Origin of the sequence: Paenibacillus sp. FSL R7-0302 (assembly GCF_038006885.1) — a bacterium.
Taxonomy (GTDB): domain Bacteria; phylum Bacillota; class Bacilli; order Paenibacillales; family Paenibacillaceae; genus Paenibacillus_AQ.
Genome location: NZ_JBBOWB010000002.1, coordinates 1,003,215 through 1,027,524, shown reverse-complemented (window position 1 = coordinate 1,027,524; position 24,310 = coordinate 1,003,215). Strand labels below are relative to the sequence as shown.

Here is a 24,310-nt window from a genome sequence, read left to right as displayed (position 1 = left end):
CTGCACCAAGTCCCTCGCGGAGCGCAGCCGCTGACCGCCTGCCAGGCTTTCTAAATAATTAGACTGCTGACCGCAAAGGCCGTCCCGATGAACACCATGCAGAGCATGACGCCGACCGCAACATTTCCCTTCTCCAGCTGCTCTGAAATCCGGAAGCCGGGCGTGAATAGCTCGAAGATCCAGTAAGAAGCAATCAGGCAGACATACCCCACAGCGAACCAGAGCATCATGAACCAGATGGAGGTATTTGTGTAGGCCGCCACGCCTAGAATGACCGCCGTAGCCAGGAACTTGCCGCCGAACGCCAGGCCTACCGCAACATTTCCCTTTTTCAGCTCCTCCATATCCTTGAATGGAGTCATGAGCGCGAAGATCACCATACCCAGCACCTGAAGCAGAACAATGGTCAGAATACTAACCACCAGATTAATTACGATCGTCATTTAGCCCACCCCCGAAATTTCGCATAGGCCGAATCATAGTCGGCGAAATCATGTACTTCCTCCAGCACCACTGAGACTTTCTTCTGCTTCTCCAGCGCGGTATAGCGCTTGTCGTCAATCGGCTGCTTGATCCGGTTGCCGGAAGGCAGCTCCAGCACTGCGAAATTTCTGGTCTTGCTCTGGTATTCCGTCTTGTACACGCCAACCAGGTCCACATCCGTTGTGATGGACACCTTGAGATTAGCCAGATCCTCTGTGGCCGCCTTCTGGTCGGCGTAAGACTTAAGTGTCGTCCAGGCGGACAGCTTAATCTCATTCTTCTGGTCAGCGTCCGTTATCAGCTCGGCATCCATGAACTGGAGCGTCCAGACGGTGTCGCCTGTAGCATAATTCCCGTCGTTGGGAAGCAGCTCATTATCCGGCAATATAGTCATATCGCTGCCGACCAGATCGCCAACCTTGCCTTCCACCACCCGGTAATCCCATGGTACACGCGATACACTATCCGACGTATCAGTGCCGGTATGAAATACACTGTCGCTGTTCGCTGAGCATGCACTCAGCACCATAACCGCCAGCAGCAGCACTGTAGTCAGCAGGGTGCCCCGGGCTCTGCGCCCGGCAGCATGCCCCTCTCTATCCTTGAACATCTTCAAGCCCCCTCACTCCTAGCGCGATAAAATGACTGGCATTGCCTGTAATCGGCCCGCCGGCCCGGCCAAGCAGCCCGCAGGGCGTTCCGTTAATGACGAATATGCCGGTCAGCAGGTGCAGCTCACCCTCCGCCGTCATGATCCGGGCCATTTCTGCCCTTTTCTGATAGACCACGGGGAAGAGCTGGCTGCTGTCGTAGCCCTCCTCGTCTTCGATCTCAAGCGCGCCGCTGTCATCAAAGATCCGTACAGATCCGCCTTCGCGGCCGAATACAGATTTGGATACAAAGCTCTCTGAGAACACTGCCTTATTGTACGTCGGCAGGATGTACCGGGAGATGGCCTCGCGTTCCGGCTCTGTGAACAGCAGGCCAAGCTCGTACATTCCCCAGACAGCGGCCATCAGCCCCTTGGACTGGAGAATGATGCTATGCGGTCCGTTGAACAGCTGGAGCTTCCCGCTCTCAATGGCGTAGGCCAGAGCCTCGCCTCCTTCATCTACGGCCATCCACTCCTTCGGATACAGCGCGAACATCCGCTCTATGATCCGGTTCTCTCCGTCCTTGACCACACCCTCATCAATCCACAAATCCAGGCAATCGACACAGCGGACATCCAGTCCGCTATGCGCGGCCAGAGCCTCAATCGTTCCGCTGTCCTCCTCATGGCTGCCATAATCCACACAGGCTACCGTGTCGGGGCGCTCCACGCCCCAGGCTGCAGCAAGCTGCTGCTTCATGGCTGCATTCGCGCTTCCGACGCCTGCTTCCGCGCAGATCCACGGCGTTGCAATGGAAGCCTCCACATAGCCGGTCGGAGTATCCGCATTCAGCTCCAGCAGCTTAATCGTACCATCACCTGCCACGGCAAAATCGAACCGGGCATACCGGCTGATCAATCCCGGCTCCGGCAACGGACAGTCATCCAGCATCTGCCACAGCACCGGCGGAATCCCCAGCAGGTCGTACAGGTCATGTCTGAGATGGACATAACGCACGGCCTTATCCAGAATCGCCCAGAGCGCGGCGGCGGCTTCCTTCAATTCCTGATAGGTCTCGCTGCGCATCACAGCCACCGCATCCAGCCAGTATTCCTCGTCCTCCAGATCGGCCCAGGTGAAGCCCAGCTCATGCAGCCGCTCAACCCGGGGAGCGCGCTCCAGACCGGACTGGTCTATATACTCGAATGCCTGCTCCGCCCGGATCATCCGCCGAACCCGCTCTTGCCGGAGCGCACCGAGCTTTTGCCGGAGCTTTTAGAGCCGGATTTGGATTTGCTCGAACCCAGCCCGCTGGAGGTGCCGCCGATACCGCCCGATTTGGAAGAGGTATTCCTTCTGGTAATGGAGCCGGTGGATGAAGTTGAGGTCTTCGGCTTCACCACCGAGCCGGCCACCGGCTTGTTCTGGAATCGTCCGCTATTATAGGAAGGCGGCTTATAGGTATTGCGTGTACCACCATAATAAGTAGGCCGGTCATTGTACCAGCCTCTGGAAGAGTAGAACGAACCGCTATTGAAGAGCATGTGATACAGAAGCACATCATCCCAGCCGAAGCCCGAGTTATACCCGCCGTAGTTGTTGATTACCGTCGTGCCGCCAGAGGTTACTGCCCCTTGCCCTTCCTGGACCTTCTCTTCCTGGTCTTCCGGATATGGAATACTCCAGTCTACATTCTTGTCGAAGTATTGCTTAACCTCCTCGGTAGACCAGGAGACCAGCTTAGGCTCCTCACCGCCTGTGCCGCTTGCGCCTGCACCTCCGGGAATGAATAACGCGTTAGCCAGCAGGGCAATGCCGAGCGAGGTGGATAATACGCGGACCGGTTTGCCGTCCGGGGTGAACAGCCTGCTGACTGCGGGTTCTTTAGCATTTTCGTCTTTTGCCAACTTGGGGCCTCCTTTCCTGGTATTCATCCTTAACCTTCCGTACGCATAGGAACCAGCAGAAGCTCCAGCTTCCCTTCATCCACATTCAGCCTTCCCTCTACCGCCTCGAACTCACGGCCGCCAACGACAATATAATTGACATGCTCAAGCGCCGTAACCATATTCATGCTCCAGACGCGCTCTTCAATCATTTGCAGGTCGCCTTCAGGCAGCTTCTCGAACAGGATGACCTTCAACCCGTTATCCATTCTACTCCATCTCCTCTTGAATACTCGTATGCTTCTGATACGCTGCTATGACTCTTTCGTTTCAACTCCCGCAGCCTTGAATATGTATACCACAGCATATAAATAATAATGACAACAAGCAGTTTTGCAGTGGCCGGCTACGGACTTACAATACCTTCTGGACCCAGCTGTCCATGACCTGGTCAGGGCGGATGCCCAGCTCATTCTCCAGGAGCTCCTTGTATTTATCGTAGTGTGTCCTGAATCCGATGAAATCCCCCAGGTCGGCGTAACTTCGCAGAATCAGCCTGCAGAGCTGGTCGGAATAAGGATCGGCTGCCTGCAGCTCCAGCAGCCTCTCCAGTGCCAGCCGGGGCCGCCCGGAGGACAGCTCATATTCGGCGGAATGCAGCGCCATGCGGATATACCGGACCTGCAGCTCCTTGCGCCGGATCTCTGCCCAGTCGTAATGATGCTCCTGCAGGTAGTCTCCACGGTACAGCTTCAATATCTTTTCCCGGCGCAGCCATTCCTCTTCTGACTCCACAGGCGTACCGGCATAGCCCAGCTCGAACTCCTCCACATCCAGCAGCACCTGCTCCTTGGTCAGCCTGTACCGCTCCTGCGAGAATTCGACGAGCACCTCCATATCCCAGGCCTTCAGCAGCTTGCGGATATGGTATACCGTAGTATGCAGGTTCGTTACGGCCTTCTCGGGCTTGAAATCGGGCCAGACGAGATCCACAATGGTGTCCTTGAGTATCCACTGGCCGCGGTTATGCAGCAGCAAGGCGAAGACCTCCTGCGCCTTGCTGGTTCTCCACTGCATTTTGCGCCCCGGCTCCGTGCTGTCTGTGAATTCAAGCCGGTGGAAGCAGAGGATTGACAGCTCCTTGACAGGCGCCGGTGTAGGCGGCATCTTCACTTCAGGACTCTCCTTGCCGACTTCCAGCCGCTCAAGGGTTTTGCTTAACCGCTGGGAGGTCACCGGCTTCAGCAAATAATCAGCTGCATTGAGTTCAAAGGCTTCGATCGCATACTCGCTGTATGCGGTAATATAGACAATCCGGGTGCTCCGGTCCATACCGGCAATGTATTCACCTGCTTCCAGCCCGTTCATCTCCGGCATCCCGATATCCAGGAAGACAATATCCGCCTTCTCCCGTTCCAGATGCGCAAGTCCCAGGCGTGCCGAGGTGAATTTCCCGGTGATTTCCACACGCCCATCCTTCAGGAGCATACGCTCCAGATGCTGCAGCGCCGGCTTCTCATCGTCAATCAATATGGCCTTCATCAGTCGGACTCACCTCCTCTTCGTTCGTAGTTCTCAAATGCCTTTAGGTGGGGATAGTATATGATATAGCGGTCCCTCTTCCCGGTACACTGTCAATATTCAGGCCTGCTCCATACATCTTGAGCAGGCGGTGCTGAATATTGCGCAGTCCGATGCCCCCATCTGTCCGCTCTTCCGAGAGGACCTCCGCAATCTTCTCCGGGGTCATACCTACACCGTCATCCGTGACTGCTACCTTGAGACAGCCGGGCAGCAGCTCGACGGTCAGCCGTACCGTTCCTCCGGCCTCCTTCTGCATCAGGCCATGATTCACGGCATTCTCCACAATCGGCTGGATGCTCAGCGGCGGAACCATAGCCATCACATCTTCCGGCACATCGAACTCGATGTTCAGCCGTTCATCGAACCTCGCCTGCTCCAGCGCAAGATAGGATTTGACCAGTCCCAGCTCCTTCTCCATGGATACCGTCTGTCCCCGGTTCTGGAAGTCGAAGCTGCTCCGCAGGTATTGGCTGAGGTCCAGCAGCAGCTCCGTGGCCTTGTCCGGGTCCTCCGGACAGACCGATATAATGGCATTCAGCGCATTATATAAGAAATGCGGCTTGATCTGCGCCTGGAGGAAGGCAATCTCCGACTGGACAGATACACGGATCGACTTGCGCATATCCAGCAGGGTCTGCATCCGTGCCTTGAATTCGCGCACCTCCACCGGCTTGCTCAGATAATCATTCGCTCCGGCCTCGAAGGCTGCGAGGATATCATCAGGGCGGCTGCTCGCCATCAGTACCAGAATCGGCAGCTCGGACAAGGTGAACCGTTCACGGATGGCCTTACAGAGCAGAAGCCCGGGCATCTCCGGCATTACCCAGTCGGCAATCACCAGATCAAGCTCAGGATGCTGCTGGATGATCTGGATCGCCTCAGCCCCGCTGCTGGCGGTAATCACAGAATGGTTATCCAGCTGCAATACGCCTACCAGCACGCGGAGGTTAACGGGATCATTATCCACTACCAGAATGGAGCAGCAGTCTTCAGCCGGCAGCTGCACAGGTTCTTCTCCGTGAAGCGTGTACGAAGGCGCCGTCTCCCAGCCGTGAAGCTCTCCGAATTCCTCCTCCAGCAGTGCATGACTCCTCTGCAGGATCGGCTGGGTGAAGCTGAAGACGGAGCCTTGCCCCAGTTCGGAATGCACCTCAATCTCCCCGCCCGTCAGTTCTACCAGCCTCTGGGTAATGCTGAGGCCAAGCCCGTTCTCACGGTAGACCTTACTGGCGGCAGGACCGCTTGGATCATTGGCATCGAAGATCGTACGCAGACGCTCAGGCGCGATACCCTGGCCAGTGTCTGTTATGATGATGGCAACATACTCTTCTTTAACCTCAGCAGACAGCGTTATCACGCCTCTGGGCGTATAATTCACTGCACTTGCGAGTAAATTATGCAGAATCTGAGCGAACCGCTGCTCATCCGTCTCCAGCAGCGGAAGCTGCTCCGGCAGATTCAGCCGGAATTCCAGCTGGCTGTTGCCGTAGACCTGACGGGTGACCGCCATAATGGAGGAAGCTGCCATGCGGAGATCGACGGCCTGCCGGCGCAGGAAGAGCGCGCCGTGATTCAGCTTCGCAAAGTCCGACATATCATGGATCAGGGCTGTAAGCCGCTTGCCGGTGGAGACAATCGTGAGCAGCTGATCCTGCTGGGCAGCGCTGATGGAGCCGGCCGTCCCCTGAGCCAGCACCTTGGCCATGTTGACAATTCCCTGCAGCGGCCTCCGCAGCTCCTGCGAGGTATCGGAGATGAAGTCATCCTTCAAGCCGTCAAGCGACAAAAGGCGGCGTGAGAGCTGTTCCACTTCGCGGAAGGAAGCTGCGTATTGCCGGGTCATAAGGATCGCCTGCACGAACCCGAACAGGAGTATCTCGTAGGAGATGATGAAATAGCTGAAGGTCATGCCCATGAAGCTGACCAGATAATAGATAATGACCACGCTCAGGCTTTCAATACTGACCATCATCAGGAACATATTCTTCGGATTGCGCCGGGTGCCCTGGACCATGGAGTAGAGCACGAAGCCCAGGCTTACCGAGCCCCAGGTCAGCAGCAGCACCTCCAGATAGCTGAACAGATAGGCCGGGACGAAGGCAGCAATCAGCAGCAGGAATGCCGTAACCAGCCTGGAGGCCTTAATTACCCCGATAGACATCGGGTAATTCACTGAATTGGCGACATAGTGCAGCAGATAATAATAGACCAGTGTAGAGGACGCGAGCTGCAGCTTGAGTATAATCTCGTAAGGGAAGCCCGGCAGTGCCGCCAGGATAAGCTTTTCGCCGTGCGTAAAAATGTAGACAAAAGCCGCTATGCAGAACAAGCCCAGATACAATGTGACCCCCCGGCTCTCCCTCACCTTGGAGAACATCAGCAGGAAGAGGGCTAGCACGAAGAATCCGATCAGTGCAGCCCCGTCTACAAACAGGGCAAATTCCCTGTGCTTCAAAATAGCGGCCTGATTACCGATCACAATCGGCTGAACGATCCCGCCTGAGGAGTAGCTGTAGTTAGCTGCCTGCACAATAATCTCCATGGTATCCCCGGTTACCGAGGCGAATCCCATAAAAGGCATGTTATTCTGTCTGCCCTCAGAGGCCGAGGCTGCCGGGGTTCCGCTGCTTCCAATCTCCTGCCCGTTCAGATAGACCTTGCTGGCACTGCGGATGTTGCTGGTGCGCAGGCCGTAGACCATGTCTTCCCCTGGGGCAATCATCGCCTGAAGGCGGTATGTAGCATAGCCTTTGGCTCTGCGCTCGCCCTGTTCGGAGATATCGTCGTTCCACTTCCCCGGGACCTGAATCATCGTTGAGGGGGCGGGGACCTCCTTACCAGCGTTCACCGGATGGAAATCCCCGGGCGACAGCAGTACATCCCGGTACAGCTCCCACTCTCCGTCCAGCTTCATAATCCCGTCGTGGCGGGCGTCCCAGGAGCGAAGGTCAATCACACCCTGCACCGCCTGCGGCCTGTCTCCCTTAATCTGATGTGTCTGGAGGACCGAGAGCAGCGGAACGATCAACACCAGCACCAGACTGCCGAGAATGCTCAGCCAATACTTTCTCATGTCCTCTGCCAGTCCCTTCTAGTTGTCATTGTATAAATTATACAACAGGCTCCGTTCATCTGAAGCAAAAAAAAAGCCGAGTTCCATTTATTTCGGAATCGGCTGTTCATCTTATTAGAGCTACGCGGATGGAATATTTTACTTCGTTTCCGGAGCGGCTGCGGCAGGAACCGCACTCTCCTGGGTCTTCGACAAGAAGATATTCAGAATGATCGCTGTCAGCGACCCCGACACGATTCCGTTCTGCAGCAGCATTCTGGCGAACTCCGGCAGCTGGTCGAACATGGACGGAAGCACTGCAGAGCCGAGGCCCACCGCGATGCTGCAGGCAGCAATCAGCAGATTGCCGTCCTTGCGCAGATCCACATCGGACAGAATCGACATACCTGAAGCAGCGACCGAGCCGAACATGACAATCATCGCCCCGCCCAGCACCGCATTCGGCACCACTGTAGTCAGTGCCGCCAGCTTCGGCAGCAGACCAAGTACGATCATAATTCCGCCTGCTGCAAAAATAACATTCCGCGTCTTCACCCGCGTCAGCGACAGCAAGCCGACATTCTGGGAGAATGCGGTGTACGGGAAGGCATTGAACAGGCCCCCCAGCATGATGGCCAGTCCCTCGGAACGCAGGCCGTTCACGATCTGCTTCTGCTCCACCTGCTGGTCCGTCGCCTTACCTACGGCAAAGTAGACCCCGGTGGATTCGACCATAGACACAATATTGACGATGATCATTGTGAATATGGCGGTAATGCTGAACTGAGGCCAGCCGAAGTAGAACGGCTGTGCAACGCTGACCCAGGAAGCTGTGGTCACGGTAGAGAAATGAACGATGCTCATGGCATAGCCGATTACTGTACCCACTACAAGTCCTACCAGCACGGATACGGAGCGCAGGAACCCTGTGGTCAGCCGGTTAACGGCCAGAATAACGAGCAGTGTGATCAGAGCCAGCAGCAGATTGCGGGGCTGCCCGAAGTCGGCGCTGCCCTGGCCGCCGGCCACATTATTCATCGCTACGGGAATCAGCGACAGTCCGATAATTGTGACTACCGAGCCGGTGACCACGGTCGGGAAGAACTTCAGCAGCTTCCCGTACACCGGGGCTGCCAGCACCACGAACAACCCGGAGATAATGATTGCGCCATAAGCCGTTGCCAGATTGGAGCCTGAAGCGATGGCGATAATCGGGCTAACGGCTGTGAAGGTACAGCCGAGAACAACCGGCAGCCCGCTTCCGAAATATTTGCTGCCCATAATCTGCAGCAGGGTCGCCAGTCCACAGGTGAACAGATCCGCTGCAATCAGATACGCCATCTGCGTACCATTCAAGTTGAGTGCTCCCCCGACAACCAGCGGTACTATGACCGCTCCGGCATACATCGCCAGTACATGCTGAAGCCCTAGGGCCAGTATCTTCTGTTTGCTTAACATCCTGCACGCTCCTTGATTAATCCTTCATTATCTATGAAATGAATCTCACCCGGCGACATGGAAGCAATCCGTGCCAGGGAATACACCGGAACTCCGCGCTGCTCCAGCAGACCGCGTCCCTCCTGGAAGCTCTTCTCGATGACACAGCCGACCCCGGCCAGCTGCGCCCCCGACTCTGCTACGATATCGCATAGCCCTACAAGCGCCGCGCCGGTAGCCAGGAAATCATCAACGATCAATACGGTATCGTCCGGCCCGAGATATTTCTGCGAGATGCTGATCTGGTAGTCCTCCTGACGGGTGAAGGAGTGAACCGGTGCCGAATACACCGCTTCGGACAAGGTGACTGCCTTCTTCTTCTTGGCGTAGATGAACGGAACACCCAGCGCAATTCCCGCCGCCATGGCGAACTGAATGCCGCTGGCCTCCACAGTCAGCACCTTGGTGATCTGCCGGTCTCCGAAGACTGCTGCGAATTCCTTCCCGATCGCAAGCGCAAGCGCCGTGTCTACCTGATGGTTAAGAAATGAGTCCACTTTCAGCACAGTCTCCGATAGAATTAAGCCTTCTTGTCTAATGCGTTCTTCTAATACTTTCATTACAGCGGATCTTCCTCCTTAGAAATAAAAAAAGACAGATAAAATAAAAAGGACAGATTCCCTGAGTGTTTCTCTCAAGTGAATCTGTCCTTCTGGGTTTTTGTCCCTTGGTGGTGTAACACATATACGTGTCCGCATCGCTTGGACCAGTCTTTCCCGTGCCGCAGCACAAGAAACGGAACCCTAGATGCGCTATTTCACTCATAGTCGGATAATTACAGTGGCTATCCGGTAGAAACTTATGGGCCATATTCCCAAGATTATATGAGTTATATGAAATCTGTTATTTGAACTCAGAATGAATCATGTTTGTTATCTTACACGCTCTACTCGCTGCTTACAAGCAAAATTTTAAGTAAATTGCGGTGATTTCAAAGTTTTCATGAAAACTCCGGCAAAAGCGGGCCTGCCTCCGGAAAGCCTTGTAAATTTTAGGTTTAAGGTGTATTCTTCATGTCTTCTATATCACTGAAGCTCCATAAAAGCTATAATTATATAGCTTAGCATTCTAACTGAACAAAGGCGGCGGACAATGAGAATAAAACAACAGGTTTGGTTAGCTGCATCAGCTTCTATCCTGCTGCTAGGCAGTATGATTACTATATCTATCCTCTTTATGGAGGGTGGCCCGCGCCTGCTTACAGCAGGATTAGGCGCGGGCGGCATTCTGGTTAGTATCGGCATTCTGTACAGTATTCAGCGAAATATAGACCGCGGCCTGGGCCGGATCACGGAGATCTCACAGGATATCGCAGCAGGCATTTTTGACCCTGCTGCTGCGGCTACTGTCCGGAAGGATGAATTTGGCCAGCTTTCAGCTTCCTTTTTCGGGCTGGCAGCTGAGCTCCATCACAGAACCGCCGATGAGCGCGAACTGCGGCTTAGAGCCGAGGAACAGGCCTGGATTAATACGCAGGTGTCTGAGATGGCGCTGCTGCTTCAAGGCTCTGTCCAGCTGAGGACGGCCTCGCGTGTGTTCATCGGCAGGCTGGCTACCGCTGTCGGCGGAAGCTACGGGGCGATCTATCTGAAGCAGGGGGGGCAGCTGAACTTCGCGGCCGGCTATGCCTTCGATGATGCTTCAGGGCAACAGGAGTCCATACCGCTGGGCAGCGGCCTGGTCGGACAATGCGCGCTGGATCAGCAGATGATCGTACTGCAGGATCTACCAGAGAATTATATCAAGGTCCGCTCCGGCCTGGGGGAGGCTGCGCCCTCCTCGCTGATTATAGTCCCTATTAAGCATGAACAGGAAGTTGTAGCAGTCATGGAACTGGCTGCCTTAAGCCCGTTCAACTCCAAGGAGATGCAGCTGATTGAACGCACCGGACAGAACATGGGCGTGCTGATGAATACGCTGGCGGATGTCGCCAGAATTGAAGAGCTGCTGAGCGAGACTCAGCTGCAGAAGGAAGAACTGGAGGCCCAGACCGAAGAACTGACCGCCCAGACCCAGGAGCTGGAAGCTCAGACCGAAGAGCTGATGGCCCAGACAGAGGAGCTGCGGCTGCAGACCGACCAGTTACAGGACCAGAAGACTGAACTCGAGGCGCAGTCCGAGAGCCTGCTGACCTCCAATGAACAGCTTCAGACACAAATGAAGCTCACAGAGGCCCAGAAGGACGAGATTGAAGCCCAGACGGAGGAACTGCGGCAGCAGACGGAAGAGCTGCATGCCTCCAACCTGGAATTGCAGAATCAGATGGAGATTTCCCGCCGGCAAACCATGGAGATCCAGGCCCAGGCCGACGAGATCTCTGCGGCAAACCGCGATATGCAGAAGCAGCTGCAAATCACGGAAATGCAAAAGTCCGAGATCGCAGATCAGGCCGAGGAGCTCCAGGCCCAGACGAGTGAATTGCTGGAGCAGAAGGAGCAGCTTCAGGCCCAGACAGAAGAGCTTCAGTCTCAGACGGAGGAGCTTCAGGCCCAGACCGATACATTGCAAACTCAGGCTGATGAACTGCTGATCCAGAAGGAGGAGCTGGCTGCCTCCCATGATCAGCTGCTGCTTCAAGTCGAGCTTACTGAGAAGCAAAAGGAGGAGATCCAGGCACAGGCGCAGGAAATCTTCATGGCCGCGCAGTACAAATCGGAATTCCTGGCCAATGTCTCCCATGAGCTGCGCACCCCGCTGAACAGCCTGCTGATCCTCTCGCAGATTCTTGCCGAGAACAAGGACGGCAATCTGGAAGCGAAGCAGCTGGAATACGTTCATACGATCTTCTCGGCAGGCAAGGATCTGCTGCAGCTGATCGATGAGATTCTCGATCTGGCGAAGCTTGAGGTCGGCAAAATGACCCCTGTAATCGAGCCGGTCTCCCCACAGGATCTCAGCAATCATGTCTTCCGTCACTTCGAACAGCAGGCCAAGAAGAAGAACCTGCGGTTCGATGTCCATTCCGACAACCGGCTGCCGGATTATCTGATGACCGACGGTCACAGATTGCAGCAGGTCTTGAATAATCTGTTATCCAACGCCATCAAATTCACACCGGAGCAAGGCTCCGTCTCCCTGTCGATCCGCACCAGCGGCGAAGAGGTCATCTTCGCCGTCAGCGATACCGGTATCGGCATAGCCGCTTCCAAGCTGGAGAGCATCTTCGAAGCGTTCCAGCAGGCAGACGGCACCACCAGCCGCAAATACGGCGGCACCGGTCTCGGCCTCACGATCTGCCGGGAGCTGGCTACCCTGCTGGGCGGAAGAATTGAGGTTGATTCCGTGGAAGGCAAGGGCAGCACCTTCTCCCTCATTATTCCCGCTGTGGAACCGGGAGAGGATGCCCAGACCCTTGCTGCCGCAGCCTATTCAGCAGCAGCCTCTCCGGAGATTCCGGCTTCCGAGCCTATCCGCCGCGAGAATCCGGCCTTCCGCGAGTCCTTCGTGCCCGACATTTCCATCTCCAATCCGAAGCTGCTGCAATATGCGGAAATGGATGATGACCGGGGCAATCTGCTGAGCGGGGATATTACCCTGCTGATTATCGAAGAGGACGCCGAATTCGCCGCCCGGCTGCTGGAGCTGGCGCGCAGCCGGGGCTTCAAGACCATCGTCGCCTTCCAGGGCGATCAGGGGCTTGCCCTGGCCCATGCCTACAAGCCTGATGCCATCCTGCTGGATCTGCATCTTCCCGTTCTGGACGGCTGGTCCATTATCAGCCGCCTGAAGAGCAGGCCGGAACTGCGGCATATCCCAGTGCATGTCATCTCGACAGCCGAGGAGAACCAGCAGAGCTTGTCGATGGGCGCCTTATCCTTCTGGAAGAAGCCGAATGATTATGCAGAGCTGGAAGCAGCCTTTCTCCAGATTGAGACTTATATCCGCCGTCCGGTGAAGAGTCTGCTGATTGTCGAAGACAACAAGGTTCTGCGCGGCAGTCTTGTCGAATTCATCGCCCATCCCGATGTGAACATTATTGCAGTGGGCACCGGAAGAGAAGCGATGGAGCATCTGGCCAGCCATCATTTTGACTGTATGGTGCTGGACCTGGGCCTCTCGGATATTTCCGGCTTCGACCTGCTGGAGCAGGTCAAGACCAACCGCAAGCTGCAGACCTTGCCGGTGATTATTTATACAGGCAAGGATCTCAGCAAGACAGATGAGCAGCGCCTTAAGCACTACGCCGAGAGTATTGTGATCAAGAACGTGCGTTCAATGGAACGTCTCTATGACGATACGGCCCTCTACCTCCACCGCAAGCATGCAGACCTGCCTTTGGATAAGCAGCGCCTGATCGAGAACCTGCATAATCCGGAGTCCGCTTTTGCCGGGAAAAGCATTCTGCTTGTGGATGATGATATGCGTAATATTTTTGCGTTATCCAGTGTGCTGGAAGGTTATAATATGGAGATCAGCTTTGCCCAGAATGGCAGAGAAGCCCTGGAGCATCTGGAGACCCACCCTGGCGTTGAACTGGTATTCATGGATATTATGATGCCGGAGATGGATGGTTACGAGACGATGAAGCATATCCGGCTAAATCCGGACTATGATCAGATCGTCATTATTGCGCTGACCGCCCGCGCCTTGGAGGAAGACCGGGTCAAATGCCTCGAAGCTGGGGCGAGCGATTATATATCCAAACCGATTAATACCACACAGCTGGTGAGAGTGCTGAAATTATGGTTGATTCAATAGGAGGCAGCATGGAGTATCCGATTAATATTTTGATTGTAGATGACCGGGCAGATGAGTTCCTGTCCATTCAGGCATTGCTGGCCGATTCGCCCTACCGGCTGGTTCAAGCCCTCTCGGGCATGGATGCTCTGAAATGTCTGCTGGAGCAGGAATTCGCCCTGATCATTATGGATGTGCTCATGCCTGGCATGAACGGGTTTGAAACGGCGAAACGGATTAAGATGCGTCAGAAGTCACGGGATATCCCGATTATTTTCCTAACCTCGCTGACCTCTGAGCTGGAGAACTATATGTTGGCTTATTCGGCAGGGGCCATTGACTACCTGACCAAGCCGTTCCATCCGATCGTGTTAAAAAGCAAGATTGACGGCTTCGTCCGTCTCTACCAGACCCGCAAGGAGCTGCAGCTCAAAACGCAGGAGCTGGAGACAGCCAACAGCATCCTGACCGAGCTGAAGGAGACCGCCGAGGTGGCGCTGCGGATCAAGAGCGGCTTCCTTGCCATGATGAGCCATGAGATCCGTACTCCGCTGAACGGGATTATCGCCATGTCGGATGTGCTTCGTTCCTCCGAGCTGTCCCCGGACGACCAGGAGATGGCCGAAATCATTCATACCAGCGGTCACGCGCTTGTCTCTGTCATTACGCACATCCTGGACTTCACCAAGATCGAATCCGGCAAAATGGAGCTGGATTATGAGCTCTTCAATCTTCACTCCTGCATCAAAGAAACGGTCGATCTGTTCAGGGCTCTGGCGAGAGAACGCAGCCTGACCCTGGAGACCTCTATTGATCCTGACATTCCTGCCCTGCTTATCGGTGACCCCAACCGTCTGCGCCAGGTATTGAATAATCTGATCGGCAATGCCATCAAGTTCACGATCACCGGCGGCGTCAAAGTGCATGTCCATCTCCGGCAGGCTATGGATAAGCTGCTGGAGCTGGAATTCATTATTGAAGATACCGGTATTGGCATTCCAGAAGACAAGATGAAATATCTGTTCCAGCCATTCACCCAGATCGGGGCCACCATCAACCGCAAGTTCGGCGGAACCGGGCTCGGGCTGTCCATCTGCAAAATGCTGGTCGACCTCATGGGCGGAACGATCTATGCCAAGCCGGGTGTAGTGGGCGGGGCTACCTTCATCTTCACCATCCAGGTCGCTGAAGGCCAGCCGGACTGAGGCTCCCCCGTCCTTCAGCATGAACCCGTCTCACTGCATACAAGAAGCTCCCCCTTCAGATCATGAAGCGGGAGCTTCTTTGTTATTGCTGTGGACTATTGTAGAATGAAATGGATTAACTCTGGAAGGGGATGAACTCTTTAGATGGGAACCTCTAGATTCCCTTTGTTCCAGCAAAACTTCGTGCTGCAGGCGCGAAGTACAACTCATCATTGGGAAGGCACCGGTCCCCTTTCGATCAAGACATTTCGGAATGGCCGGGCCTATTACAAAACAAATCTTGGTCATTATGCTGTGGAGGAAGAGGGCTACCTTCTTCTAAATGAGGGGGAGCAGTACGGAATAGCCATTGAGTCAGAGACAGAAGTCGACTCTTTTTGTGTCTTTTTCAAGACTGGCTTTGCTGAAGAATTTCATCGAGCCATTCATGTCGGAACAGAGAAGTCTTTGGACGATCCATTTTCAGAATCTAAGCACCCGTTGCAATTTCATACAAAGTCATACCGCCATAGTCATTTGATAACTGCGCTTATCGAGAACTTCAAGAATTCCTTACCTGTACTCGGCAGCGAGAATCTCTGGCTTGATGAACAGTATCAAAATCTAATTCAGGCACTGCTTAACGTCCATCAGAAGATGGCTCAAGAAATTAATACCGTCCCCGGCACACGCCCGGCCACCAGGGAGGAGCTGTTCCGGCGGTTAACCGTAGCATACGAATACTTGCATGCGTACTACAACCAAAATGTGTCTCTTGAAGAAGTCTCAAAGGTCTCATGTCTCTCTAAAAACCATCTGATCCGCAGCTTCCGCCACTTTTTCAAAAGAACGCCACACCAGTTCATCATCGATAAAAGGTTACTTGAAGCACAGCGTCTCCTTGCTCAAACGGAAAGCAGTGTAACCGAGATTAGCCTAAGTATTGGCTTCGATAATGTCTCTTCCTTCAATAAGGTTTTTAAACAAAGAACGGGACTCTCACCCCGGATGTTTAGAAAAAAGTGATTTTGGAAAAGTAACCTTCATCCGCACATGTTACATTTACTATGTGGAGCATACAATATAACAAGGGAGCGATATTCACATGAATTCAGAATTTCAAATCAAAGGCATCGGGCAAATATCCATTCGGGTACATGACATGGAAGCTGCCACCCGGTTCTATCAAGATACCCTAGGCCTAAACCTTTTATTTCAGATCCCAAACATGACTTTCCTGGAGTGTAACGGAATTCAGCTGGTCTTGAGTATTGCCGAAGACCCGCGGTTCGATCATCCCAGCTCGGTGTTCTATTTCCAAGTTGACAATATTCACGCATCGTACGAAACGTTGGTCGAGCGGAATGTACATTTTCTGGACAAGCCGCATAAAGTCGCTGAGATGGGTCAAACCGCTACCTGGATGACGTTCTTTCAGGACCCCGATCAAAATGTACATGCACTGATGAGCGAAGTACCTGTGTCTTAATAATTTCTTCTGGGGGGCGCTATTGCCCCTTTATTCGGTTTTTCGCTTACATTTGGCCCGCGTACTCCGCATCAGCAAATTGTATGCTGTTTTTCGCATACATTCGGTCCGCGCACCCCGTATCAGCAAATTGTATGCTGTTTTTCGCATACATTTGGCCCGCGTACTCCGCATCAGCAAATTGTATACTGTTTTTCACACACATTCGGTCCGCGCACCCCGTATCAGCAAATTGTATGCTGTTTTTCGCATACATTCGGCCTGCGCACTCCGCATCAACCCAGTGCTCCTCAGCGCCCCTATCCCCCCACCGCCGCAATCAACACCGGCAGGACCAGGAAGGAGGCCAGCGTCGTCCAGACGATACAGCGCGAGACCAGCGCAGGCGAGCTGCCGAAGCGTTCCGCCAGGACGACGGAATTGACAGCCACCGGCATGGAGGCCAGAATCAGCAGCACCGAGAACAGGGTGCCTGTGATGTTCAGGGCAAGCAGCACCAGCGCGGCCAGCAGCGGAGCCAGCACCAGCCGGACGGTCAGCCCCGTCCAGAAGGCCAGCTGCACATTGCGCTCCGTATGTGCTGCCTGGACCTTGACCATCTGCGCGCCGAGGATCGCCAGTACTACCGGCGAATATGCTCCGGCGGCCATCGCAACGCCTGAGGCCAGCTCATGCGGCATATGCAGGCCCAGCGCCCGCAGCAGCAGCGCCAGGATGGCGGCGTAGATGGCCGGCAGCGAGAAGACGGACTTCACCGCGCTGCGCACGGAGAACTGTGACCGGGCGGCAAAATACACGCCGATCGTATTCACGATCACCATCTGGGCGATGACATAGATCGATGCCTTGTCCAGGCCCAGCTGGCCGAAGGCCAGCAGCACCAGCGGCAGGCCGTAATTGACGCTGTTCGTGAAGGTGGAGATGAGCGTCAGGCCGGCGGCCTCCGGCGGAGCCAGCTTCAGCATTTTACCGATTAGGGTCGCCACACCCCACAGCAGAAACAGGTTCATGAGCGAGAAGGCCAGTGTCTTATAGACATCATCGAAGGAGATATCTGCCGTAGCCAGCGTGTCGAGAATAATAGCCGGACTGAGAAAATACAGGTACAGCGTCAGCAGAGGCTTCGTATCGAGCTGCTTATACCGTCCAAGCAGCGCTCCGGCGGCCACCGGAATGGACAGCGGCACGATGACCTCAACAAGTGTCGTGAGTACAGTCTGAATCACAAGCCAGGACTCCTCTATGTAGTAGTTATTTCTACTATAACCCTCCGGGCAGGGAGCGTCTAAGACAAGGAAGCAATATCCTTGATAGCAATTGCCTATGACCCCCGGCCCGTGCAGACAAAATAACCCCACAAAGTGGAGCTTTAGCGTAGGTGTTGACTCAGGTACTTTGCGGGGACCCCAAAACATAAAAAAAATCCCGCACCCTTAAATTAAGGGCCACGGGATTCCGGTCAGGTCTTCATTTTACAGCATTTTGATCTCAAGCAGCTCGTATTTGATGATCCCCATCGGGGCATTGACGCTGATGATATCGCCTACCTTTTTGCCGATCAGCTCTTTGCCGAGCGGGCTCTCGTAGGAAATCTTGTTGTCCAGCACATCGGCTTCCGCCGGTCCAACCACTCTATATTCGATCTTCTCCGAGTACTCCACATCGTTGAGGATAACGATGCAGCCTACGCTGACTGTACTCAGATCCATATTGCTGGCATCCACAATCTGTGCCTTGATCAGCATCTTCTCGAGAATCATAATGCGGGTCTCCATGAAGGATTGATCCTCCTTGGCGGAGTGGTATTCGCTGTTCTCCTTCAGATCGCCGTAGCTGATCGCCAGCTTAAGCCGGGCTGCAAGCTCCTTGCGCCCTGCTCCCTTCAGTTCCCTCAGCTCTTCCTCCAGCTTGGCCAAGCCTTCTTTGGTCAAAAATACTTCGTCATTATTAGACATGTATACAACTCCTATTATTTGCTCACTTTATAGTATTCTAACTCATAATCGCCCAACATGCGAAGAGAAAGCGCTATAACGCATTATTAAGGAGTATTTACGGCAGAGTCCCGGCTTCAAGCCTCTGCCTGCGGAGCAGGGGCCGCTGCAGGCTTGCCGCTGCCGCTTCTCAGGAGAAAGGTCAGCGGAATAGCCAGCAGCCCCACTGCCGTAGCGATCAGGAAAATATCCTGCACGCCCATCGTCATCCCCTGCGCCTTCAGCAGAGAACCGGCTGTCCGGGCTGGCCCATCCGCCAGCTCCTGCTGATGGGCCAGCGATCTGGAAGCGAGCAGCGAGCTGAATACGGCAATGGACAAGGCACCTGTAGCCTGGCGGACCCAGTTGGTTACAGAGGAGGCATGCCCGGTAATGGCTCTTGGCACCGCCGACATTCCGGCATTGGTCACCGGCATGAAGGCCAGTGCAATGCCGACATTGCGCACCGCCATAAGCACCGCCACACGGGTATGAGCCACGGCCAGCGTGATGTGGGCAAGCTCCCAGGTTGAGGCGCTTAGCAGCAGAATGCCGCCAAGGATGAGCCAGAACGGGCCGATCCGGGAGTACAGCTTGCCGACCACCGGTGACAGAACAGCCATCACGATGGAGCCCGGCAACAGCACCAGCGCGGTCTTCAGCGGGGTAGACTGCTGAATATCCTGCAGGAAGACCGGGATCAGGAAGGTTCCCGAGTATAACGCAACGGTAATAATGCAGTTGATGATCAGGCTGTAGGTGAACCGGCTCTGCCGGAAGACCTTCAGATTCAGCAGCGGCTCCTGGATCGACAGCTCCCTGCGGATGAAATACGTTAAGGCCGCCGCCCCAACCAGCAGCAGGGTCAGGGTGTTCCATGACGTCCAGCCCCAGGCGCCCCCTTTATTGAACGCCAGAATAATGAAGGCGCTGCTCAGAATGACTGTGACGAAGCCCGGCAGATCGAAGCTTCTGCTCCCGGTGCTCTGCTGCTGGAACGGCAGGCACTTGAGAGCTACGCCAATGGCAATCAGGCCAATCGGCAGATTGATTACGAACAGCGATTTCCAGCCGAAGTATCCGGTAAGCCAACCGCCGAGTGTCGGGCCGAAGGCAGGCGCCAGCATCGAGGACAGGCTCCAGAGACTCATCGCAAAGGCCTGCTTTTCTTTGTCGATGAACTGATAAATCATCGTCATGGTAGTAGGGATGATCAGACCGCCGAATATCCCCTGGATAATGCGGAAGGTAATCAGGGAATGAATATTCCAGGCCACCGTGCACAGTGCCGAGAACAAGGTGAAGCCCGACAGGGCGAATACGTACAGAACCTTATAGCTCCATTTATCCCCGAAATAACCCACCACAGGCGCAATGACGCCGGTAGCCAGCAGATAGCCGGTTATCATCCATTGTACGGTGCTGATCCCGGCGTGGAAGTCGTTCAGAAAGACCGGGAACGCTACGTTAATGGTGGTCGTACTGAGAATCGCCATGAAATTTCCGAAAAAGATGGCCAGAATAATCAGCCAGAATGATGAATGTTTTGCCGCCGGACTGCTCAAGGGCGCTCTCTCCTCTATTTTGCGGTTCACCCCAATATAGGTGTATAATACAATTAATTTAATATATGTGTATTATACAACTATATGTTTGAAAGTCAACTTGACTTATTTCATGATTCTTTCATAATAAGGCGGCAATATCCGGTTCCCTTAGCATAAGGCCGGTGTTATCACTTATACTAGGGAGACATATGACAAAGTAACCGGTAAAGGACGGAATCTAACTATGGCTGATGAACAGAAGGATAAGCACCTCGAAGCCCTGAACCAGGAGCTGATCACGCTGATCCGCCTCGGCTCGCTGGATAAGAAGCATGGCGGGCTGGACCGCTCCTCGTATACCCTGCTCCACCATTTGTCGATACACGACAAGGTAGGCGTTAAGGCGCTTGCCGAACAATTCGGCCTCGACACCTCTACCATCAGCAGGCAGACAAGTGTCCTGGAGGCGAAGAACTATGTGGAGCGGGTGCCTGATCCGCAGGATGGGCGCTCCAGCTATTTTCAGCTTACTGCGCTTGGTGCACAGACCTTCGCCGAGGCCCGGGACATCCGGCTTGCGCGCTACGGGGAGATCTTCGGGGACTGGTCCCCGGAGGACTGCGGACTCTTCAGCGGACTGCTCGCCCGGCTCAACCGCACCCTGCAGCAAAAATAGCACGAAGAGGATTGACGGATGCTGGCGAAGCTGGTAGATTGAATTAATCATACAAAATAACTCGGAATTATATTTTAGCCAAAGGGGCCGGTCTGCATGAACTTTATTTTCTTTTCCCCGCATTTCCCCAAGAACAGCGCTGATTTCTGTACGCATCTGCGGGAGCAGGGAGCCACGGTGCTTGGGATTGGCGATGCAGCCTATGACCAGCTGGAGGACAAGCTGAAATCGGCATTGACCGAGTACTATAAGGTAAGCAACCTCGAGAGCTACGAGGAGATTCTGCGGGCTGTCGGTTATTTCACCCATAAATACGGCAAGATTGACCGCTTTGAGTCGCTGAATGAATACTGGCTGGAGCAGGATGCGGCGATCCGTACGGACTTCAACATCTACGGCACCAAGTCGGATTTCGTCCATAATCTGAAGCAGAAGTCCAAGATGAAGGAATTTTTCCGCAAAAGCGGGGTAAGCACCGTCCAGTTCTCCACCGGCACAACACGCGTGAGCGTCGAGAGCTTCATCCAGAGCGCCGGCTTCCCGCTGGTGGTGAAGCCCGATCTTGGCTCCGGGGCCAGTAACACGTATAAGATCAATAACGAAGAGGAGCTCCAGCACTTTTTTGACACGAAGCCGGAGGATGTAGCCTTCATTATTGAAGAATTCATAGACGGGGTCATCCTCACCTATGACGGGCTGGTGGACAGGGACGGGAATGTACGCTTCGCAGTCAGCCACCTGTTCGAGAACAGTGTAATGGATGTCGTCAATACGGACAATCACCTCTACTACTTCTGTCTGCGGGAGATCAGTCCAGAGGTCGAGGAGGCGGGCCGGAGCATTTTGCAGGCTTTTGACATCCGGGAACGGTTCTTCCATATCGAGCTGTTCAAATCGCACAAGGATGGCCGGATCATTGCCCTGGAAGTGAATATGCGACCGCCCGGCGCCTGGATGACTGATGCGATTAACTTCGCCTATGATGTCAATGTGTATAAGGAATGGGCCAGTATGGTTGTGCATAATGAGGTCGGCGGTCCATACGAAGGCAAATATTATACCGGCTATGCCAGCCGCAAGAATCATAAGCATTACGCTCACAGCCACGAGGACATCTACCGTGCATTCGGCGGGAAGATCGTCAATTATGACGAGATTGAAGAGGTCTTCAGCAGAGCGATGGGCAACCGCGCTTATCAGTTCCGTTCACCCGAGCTTTCGGAGGTCAGAGACATTAGAGGCTATATTCAACAAGAAGAGGGATAGGATGTGTTAACGGATGAGGATAAGCTACCATAAGGAGTACAGCCACAACCTGGGCAGAGACATGGAGTATAAAATATACGGCCACGCCGGCAAACCGATGCTCGTCTTCCCCACCTCGCTTGGACGCTTTTATCAATATGAGGATTCGGGCATGATCGATACGCTCTCGTCCTTCATTGAAGCGGGCAAGCTGCAGATCTGGGCCTGCGACAGTCTGGATGAGGAGACCTTCTTCTCCACCCACTGGAACAATGAGGACCGTGTGCACCGCCATGAGCAGTATGACAAATATATTGCGCATGAGCTGATTCCCGGCATCCTCCATGAGAGCAAGCACAACAACGGCGGGACCGACCAGCGCATTCTGATCTCCGGCTGCTCGATGGGCGCTTATTACAGCGCCAGCTTCTTTTTCCGTTATCCGCACTATTTCGATACCTTGATCGCCCTGAGCGGCGTCTACTCCACCTACTACTTCTTCGGCGACTATATGAGCGGGAACGTCTATCTTAATTCACCGCTGCATTACCTGCCCGGGCTGACGGATGAGCATTATCTGAACCAGTACCGCAGCAGCACAATCATCGTCTGTGTCGGTCAAGGGGCGTATGAGGACGAGATGCTTCATGAGACCCGGCTGCTTCAGGAAGTGCTGGGGCAAAAGGGTATTCCGGCCAGGATCGACTACTGGGGCCATGATGTCAGCCATGACTGGCCATGGTGGAACAAGCAGATTCATTATTATGTGGAAGGCTGCCTGGGCTAGTGAAGCCGGGCTTGAACGCGAACCCATTTGTACAAAAAAAAGGAACTGCTGAAATAAGCAGTTCCTTTCTCTTAAGACCGCTGCCGCCTTGTCCTATGCAGGTACATGCTCCGAACAGAACTGAAGCAGCGCGGCTTCCTCATCTTCTTCCATATCGAAATCGAGCAGCTGGCCTGACGAGGTCTCCAGCAGATCGTAGCTGACAATGCTTGTCTGCTCCTCTTCCACTTTGACAATCACGCGGGCGGACACGCCGTTCTCCACGTACAGCTCATCATCCTCCGGCACATCAATATTCACGACGAACTCATATCGCTTGCCGCTTAGGATATTAAATGGATCTCTTACGTTCTCCACGGTGTAGCTTGTAAATGTCAACAAGTTGCATTCCTCATTTCTCAATTCACTGCCAGATTATTGTAACACAGTATCTGCGGCTTTGCCTTTGGTCTTCTTAATCTGCTTGCTGCGCAGCTGTCCGCAGGCCGCATCAATATCGACGCCCTGCTCCAGCCGGGTGCTGACGCTGACGCCCTGCTTCTTCAGCGTATCGAAGAAGGCACGCACCGACTCCCGACTGCTCCGCTGATACTGGCTATGCTCATCCACAGGATTATACGGAATCAGGTTAACGTTCGCCAGCTGGCGGCGGTCTCCGATTAACTCGGCCAGCTCCAGCGCATGCTCCTCGCGGTCATTGATATCCTTCAGCAGGATATACTCCAGCGTGATTCTCCGGTTCGTCTTCTCCAGATAGTAATCAATCGCCGGCATTAACTTCTCTATAGGAATGGCCCGGTTAATCTTCATAATCTGTGTCCGCAGCTCATTATTCGGGGCGTGCAGCGAGATCGCCAGATTAACCTGCATATTGGCGTCGGCGAATTCTCTGATTTTGTCCGCCAGGCCGCTGGTGGATACGGTGATTCCTTTGCCGGCAATCGCCAGACCCTTGTGATCCTTGATGGTAATCAGGAAGTTCAGCAGATGCCGGAAGTTATCGAACGGCTCGCCGATCCCCATAACCACGACATGAGTGACCTTCTGGCCGTGGCCGGCCTGATCCAGATAATGCTGGACCTTCATAATCTGCTCCACGATCTCGCCGCTGGTCAGGTCCCGGCTCTTCGCCAGCAGCCCGCTTGCACAGAAGCTGCACCCGATATTACAGCCGACCTGAGTGGTGACACATACGGACAAGCCGTATTTCTGCCGCATCATCACTGTCTCAATCAGGTTGCCGTCCTGAAGGCGGAAGAGGAACTTCACCGTACCGTCGGCCGATTCCTGCTTCACATGCTCTTCCATCGTCTGAAACACATAATGCTCTTCCAGCAGCTCTATGCATTCCTGATTCATTCCGTCCATCTCGGCGAAGCTGGTGATCCGCTTGCGGTACAGCCATTCCCAGACCGCAGCGGCCCGGGATTTCTTGTGGCCATGCTCCAGCAGCCATGCTGTCAGTTGCTCCAAAGTCAATCCATAAATGGATTCTTTATTCATTTCATATCCTCTTTTCAAAACATTAAAGTTCAATCTATCTATTCTACCTTGACAGGGACATTAGCAACAATACCTTATTGTCTCAAATTTCGTTTATTAAAACAAGAGGAAACACTGCGGAGCCGGGCGCTTTT

At 54.1% G+C, this 24,310-nt stretch carries 21 protein-coding genes and 1 riboswitch; of the genes, 7 read left to right on the top strand and 14 right to left on the bottom strand.

Going from position 1 to position 24,310, the window contains the following annotated elements; genetic code table 11:
- Positions 1–50: 50 nt before the first annotated feature.
- The 9 genes from MKY96_RS30375 to MKY96_RS30335 all read right to left on the bottom strand — a co-directional run bounded on the left by MKY96_RS30375 (position 51) and on the right by MKY96_RS30335 (position 9,655).
- Positions 51–443 (bottom strand): DUF350 domain-containing protein, encoded by a 393-nt coding sequence (locus MKY96_RS30375; protein WP_339311995.1) that lies wholly within the window; start codon positions 441–443, stop codon positions 51–53.
- Entirely contained in the window at positions 440–1,093 is a 654-nt protein-coding gene (locus MKY96_RS30370) for a signal peptide protein (protein ID WP_340946295.1), read from the bottom strand. The genes MKY96_RS30375 and MKY96_RS30370 overlap by 4 nt, the downstream gene beginning before the upstream one ends.
- On the bottom strand, positions 1,080–2,303 hold the full coding sequence (locus tag MKY96_RS30365; protein ID WP_340946294.1) for a glutathionylspermidine synthase family protein: 1,224 nt from the start codon (positions 2,301–2,303) through the stop codon (positions 1,080–1,082). The genes MKY96_RS30370 and MKY96_RS30365 overlap by 14 nt, the downstream gene beginning before the upstream one ends.
- Positions 2,300–2,983 carry a hypothetical protein gene (locus MKY96_RS30360; RefSeq protein WP_340946292.1) on the bottom strand — a complete coding sequence of 228 codons (684 nt, stop codon included), beginning with the start codon at positions 2,981–2,983 and terminating at the stop codon, positions 2,300–2,302. The genes MKY96_RS30365 and MKY96_RS30360 overlap by 4 nt, the downstream gene beginning before the upstream one ends.
- Before the next feature lie 29 nt (positions 2,984–3,012).
- A complete protein-coding gene (locus MKY96_RS30355; RefSeq protein WP_036691939.1) occupies positions 3,013–3,231 on the bottom strand; it encodes a hypothetical protein in 219 nt (72 codons plus the stop codon).
- A 145-nt stretch (positions 3,232–3,376) separates the two neighbouring features.
- Entirely contained in the window at positions 3,377–4,504 is a 1,128-nt protein-coding gene (locus tag MKY96_RS30350; RefSeq protein WP_340946291.1) for a response regulator, read from the bottom strand.
- A 43-nt stretch (positions 4,505–4,547) separates the two neighbouring features.
- Complete coding sequence (locus MKY96_RS30345; RefSeq protein WP_340946289.1) at positions 4,548–7,619, bottom strand: ATP-binding protein; 3,072 nt, start codon at positions 7,617–7,619, stop codon at positions 4,548–4,550.
- A 138-nt stretch (positions 7,620–7,757) separates the two neighbouring features.
- Positions 7,758–9,056: a nucleobase:cation symporter-2 family protein gene (locus tag MKY96_RS30340; RefSeq protein ID WP_340946288.1), complete on the bottom strand. Its 1,299-nt coding sequence runs from the start codon at positions 9,054–9,056 to the stop codon at positions 7,758–7,760.
- Positions 9,050–9,655, bottom strand: a complete 606-nt coding sequence (locus MKY96_RS30335; RefSeq protein WP_209868713.1) for a xanthine phosphoribosyltransferase — start codon at positions 9,653–9,655, stop codon at positions 9,050–9,052. Before MKY96_RS30335 ends, MKY96_RS30340 begins: the two co-directional genes overlap by 7 nt.
- A 184-nt stretch (positions 9,656–9,839) precedes the next feature.
- Positions 9,840–9,943, bottom strand: a riboswitch (purine riboswitch).
- A 244-nt stretch (positions 9,944–10,187) separates the two neighbouring features.
- Between MKY96_RS30335 and MKY96_RS30330 the strand changes: the two genes are divergently transcribed.
- From MKY96_RS30330 to MKY96_RS30315, 4 genes are all read left to right on the top strand, one after another.
- Positions 10,188–13,793, top strand: a complete 3,606-nt coding sequence (locus tag MKY96_RS30330; protein WP_340946286.1) for a response regulator — start codon at positions 10,188–10,190, stop codon at positions 13,791–13,793.
- A gap of 8 nt (positions 13,794–13,801) precedes the next feature.
- A complete protein-coding gene (locus MKY96_RS30325; protein WP_340946285.1) occupies positions 13,802–14,977 on the top strand; it encodes an ATP-binding response regulator in 1,176 nt (391 codons plus the stop codon).
- Positions 14,978–15,121: 144 nt separating this feature from the next.
- Positions 15,122–15,982 carry a helix-turn-helix domain-containing protein gene (locus MKY96_RS30320; RefSeq protein ID WP_340946284.1) on the top strand — a complete coding sequence of 287 codons (861 nt, stop codon included), beginning with the start codon at positions 15,122–15,124 and terminating at the stop codon, positions 15,980–15,982.
- A 79-nt stretch (positions 15,983–16,061) separates the two neighbouring features.
- Positions 16,062–16,445 carry a VOC family protein gene (locus tag MKY96_RS30315; protein WP_340946283.1) on the top strand — a complete coding sequence of 128 codons (384 nt, stop codon included), beginning with the start codon at positions 16,062–16,064 and terminating at the stop codon, positions 16,443–16,445.
- Between the two features lie 299 nt (positions 16,446–16,744).
- Here the strand turns inward: MKY96_RS30315 and MKY96_RS30310 are convergent, their stop codons facing one another.
- The 3 genes from MKY96_RS30310 to MKY96_RS30300 form a co-directional block, all read right to left on the bottom strand.
- On the bottom strand, positions 16,745–17,671 hold the full coding sequence (locus tag MKY96_RS30310; protein WP_340946281.1) for an AEC family transporter: 927 nt from the start codon (positions 17,669–17,671) through the stop codon (positions 16,745–16,747).
- 246 nt (positions 17,672–17,917) lie between these two features.
- A complete protein-coding gene (gene greA, locus MKY96_RS30305) occupies positions 17,918–18,400 on the bottom strand; it encodes a transcription elongation factor GreA (protein WP_036691918.1) in 483 nt (160 codons plus the stop codon).
- Positions 18,401–18,516: 116 nt separating this feature from the next.
- Positions 18,517–19,983, bottom strand: coding sequence for an MDR family MFS transporter (locus MKY96_RS30300; protein WP_340946278.1), 1,467 nt, complete (start codon positions 19,981–19,983; stop codon positions 18,517–18,519).
- A gap of 226 nt (positions 19,984–20,209) precedes the next feature.
- Between MKY96_RS30300 and MKY96_RS30295 the strand changes: the two genes are divergently transcribed.
- The 3 genes from MKY96_RS30295 (at position 20,210) to MKY96_RS30285 (ending at position 22,673) form a co-directional block, all read left to right on the top strand.
- On the top strand, positions 20,210–20,641 hold the full coding sequence (locus MKY96_RS30295; RefSeq protein ID WP_340946277.1) for a MarR family winged helix-turn-helix transcriptional regulator: 432 nt from the start codon (positions 20,210–20,212) through the stop codon (positions 20,639–20,641).
- A gap of 96 nt (positions 20,642–20,737) precedes the next feature.
- Complete coding sequence (locus tag MKY96_RS30290) at positions 20,738–21,907, top strand: ATP-grasp domain-containing protein (protein WP_340946274.1); 1,170 nt, start codon at positions 20,738–20,740, stop codon at positions 21,905–21,907.
- Positions 21,908–21,920: 13 nt separating this feature from the next.
- Entirely contained in the window at positions 21,921–22,673 is a 753-nt protein-coding gene (locus tag MKY96_RS30285) for an esterase family protein (protein WP_340946271.1), read from the top strand.
- A 93-nt stretch (positions 22,674–22,766) separates the two neighbouring features.
- Here MKY96_RS30285 and MKY96_RS30280 read toward each other — a convergent pair whose 3' ends face one another.
- Both MKY96_RS30280 and rlmN read right to left on the bottom strand, forming a co-directional pair.
- Positions 22,767–23,054, bottom strand: a complete 288-nt coding sequence (locus MKY96_RS30280) for a DUF6509 family protein (protein ID WP_076081434.1) — start codon at positions 23,052–23,054, stop codon at positions 22,767–22,769.
- A 33-nt stretch (positions 23,055–23,087) separates the two neighbouring features.
- The gene (rlmN, locus tag MKY96_RS30275) at positions 23,088–24,176 is read right to left on the bottom strand and encodes a 23S rRNA (adenine(2503)-C(2))-methyltransferase RlmN (protein WP_340946269.1); all 1,089 of its coding nucleotides are present in this window, start codon (positions 24,174–24,176) and stop codon (positions 23,088–23,090) included.
- Positions 24,177–24,310 lie beyond the last annotated feature (134 nt).

Excerpts from the sequence above, each read along its gene's own strand:
- MKY96_RS30370 (WP_340946295.1), bottom strand. The coding sequence starts at position 1,093 with ATGTTCAAGGATAGAGAGGGGCATGCTGCCGGGCGCAGAGCCCGGGGC.
- MKY96_RS30355 (WP_036691939.1), bottom strand. The coding sequence starts at position 3,231 with ATGGATAACGGGTTGAAGGTCATCCTGTTCGAGAAGCTGCCTGAAGGC.
- MKY96_RS30375 (WP_339311995.1), bottom strand. The coding sequence starts at position 443 with ATGACGATCGTAATTAATCTGGTGGTTAGTATTCTGACCATTGTTCTG.
- MKY96_RS30330 (WP_340946286.1), top strand. The coding sequence starts at position 10,188 with ATGAGAATAAAACAACAGGTTTGGTTAGCTGCATCAGCTTCTATCCTG.
- MKY96_RS30295 (WP_340946277.1), top strand. The coding sequence starts at position 20,210 with ATGGCTGATGAACAGAAGGATAAGCACCTCGAAGCCCTGAACCAGGAG.
- MKY96_RS30350 (WP_340946291.1), bottom strand. The coding sequence starts at position 4,504 with ATGAAGGCCATATTGATTGACGATGAGAAGCCGGCGCTGCAGCATCTG.
- MKY96_RS30285 (WP_340946271.1), top strand. The coding sequence starts at position 21,921 with ATGAGGATAAGCTACCATAAGGAGTACAGCCACAACCTGGGCAGAGAC.
- MKY96_RS30320 (WP_340946284.1), top strand. The coding sequence starts at position 15,122 with ATGGGAACCTCTAGATTCCCTTTGTTCCAGCAAAACTTCGTGCTGCAG.
- MKY96_RS30340 (WP_340946288.1), bottom strand. The coding sequence starts at position 9,056 with ATGTTAAGCAAACAGAAGATACTGGCCCTAGGGCTTCAGCATGTACTG.
- rlmN (WP_340946269.1), bottom strand. The coding sequence starts at position 24,176 with ATGAATAAAGAATCCATTTATGGATTGACTTTGGAGCAACTGACAGCA.
- MKY96_RS30365 (WP_340946294.1), bottom strand. The coding sequence starts at position 2,303 with ATGATCCGGGCGGAGCAGGCATTCGAGTATATAGACCAGTCCGGTCTG.
- greA (WP_036691918.1), bottom strand. The coding sequence starts at position 18,400 with ATGTCTAATAATGACGAAGTATTTTTGACCAAAGAAGGCTTGGCCAAG.
- MKY96_RS30290 (WP_340946274.1), top strand. The coding sequence starts at position 20,738 with ATGAACTTTATTTTCTTTTCCCCGCATTTCCCCAAGAACAGCGCTGAT.
- MKY96_RS30315 (WP_340946283.1), top strand. The coding sequence starts at position 16,062 with ATGAATTCAGAATTTCAAATCAAAGGCATCGGGCAAATATCCATTCGG.
- MKY96_RS30325 (WP_340946285.1), top strand. The coding sequence starts at position 13,802 with ATGGAGTATCCGATTAATATTTTGATTGTAGATGACCGGGCAGATGAG.
- MKY96_RS30335 (WP_209868713.1), bottom strand. The coding sequence starts at position 9,655 with ATGAAAGTATTAGAAGAACGCATTAGACAAGAAGGCTTAATTCTATCG.
- MKY96_RS30345 (WP_340946289.1), bottom strand. The coding sequence starts at position 7,619 with ATGAGAAAGTATTGGCTGAGCATTCTCGGCAGTCTGGTGCTGGTGTTG.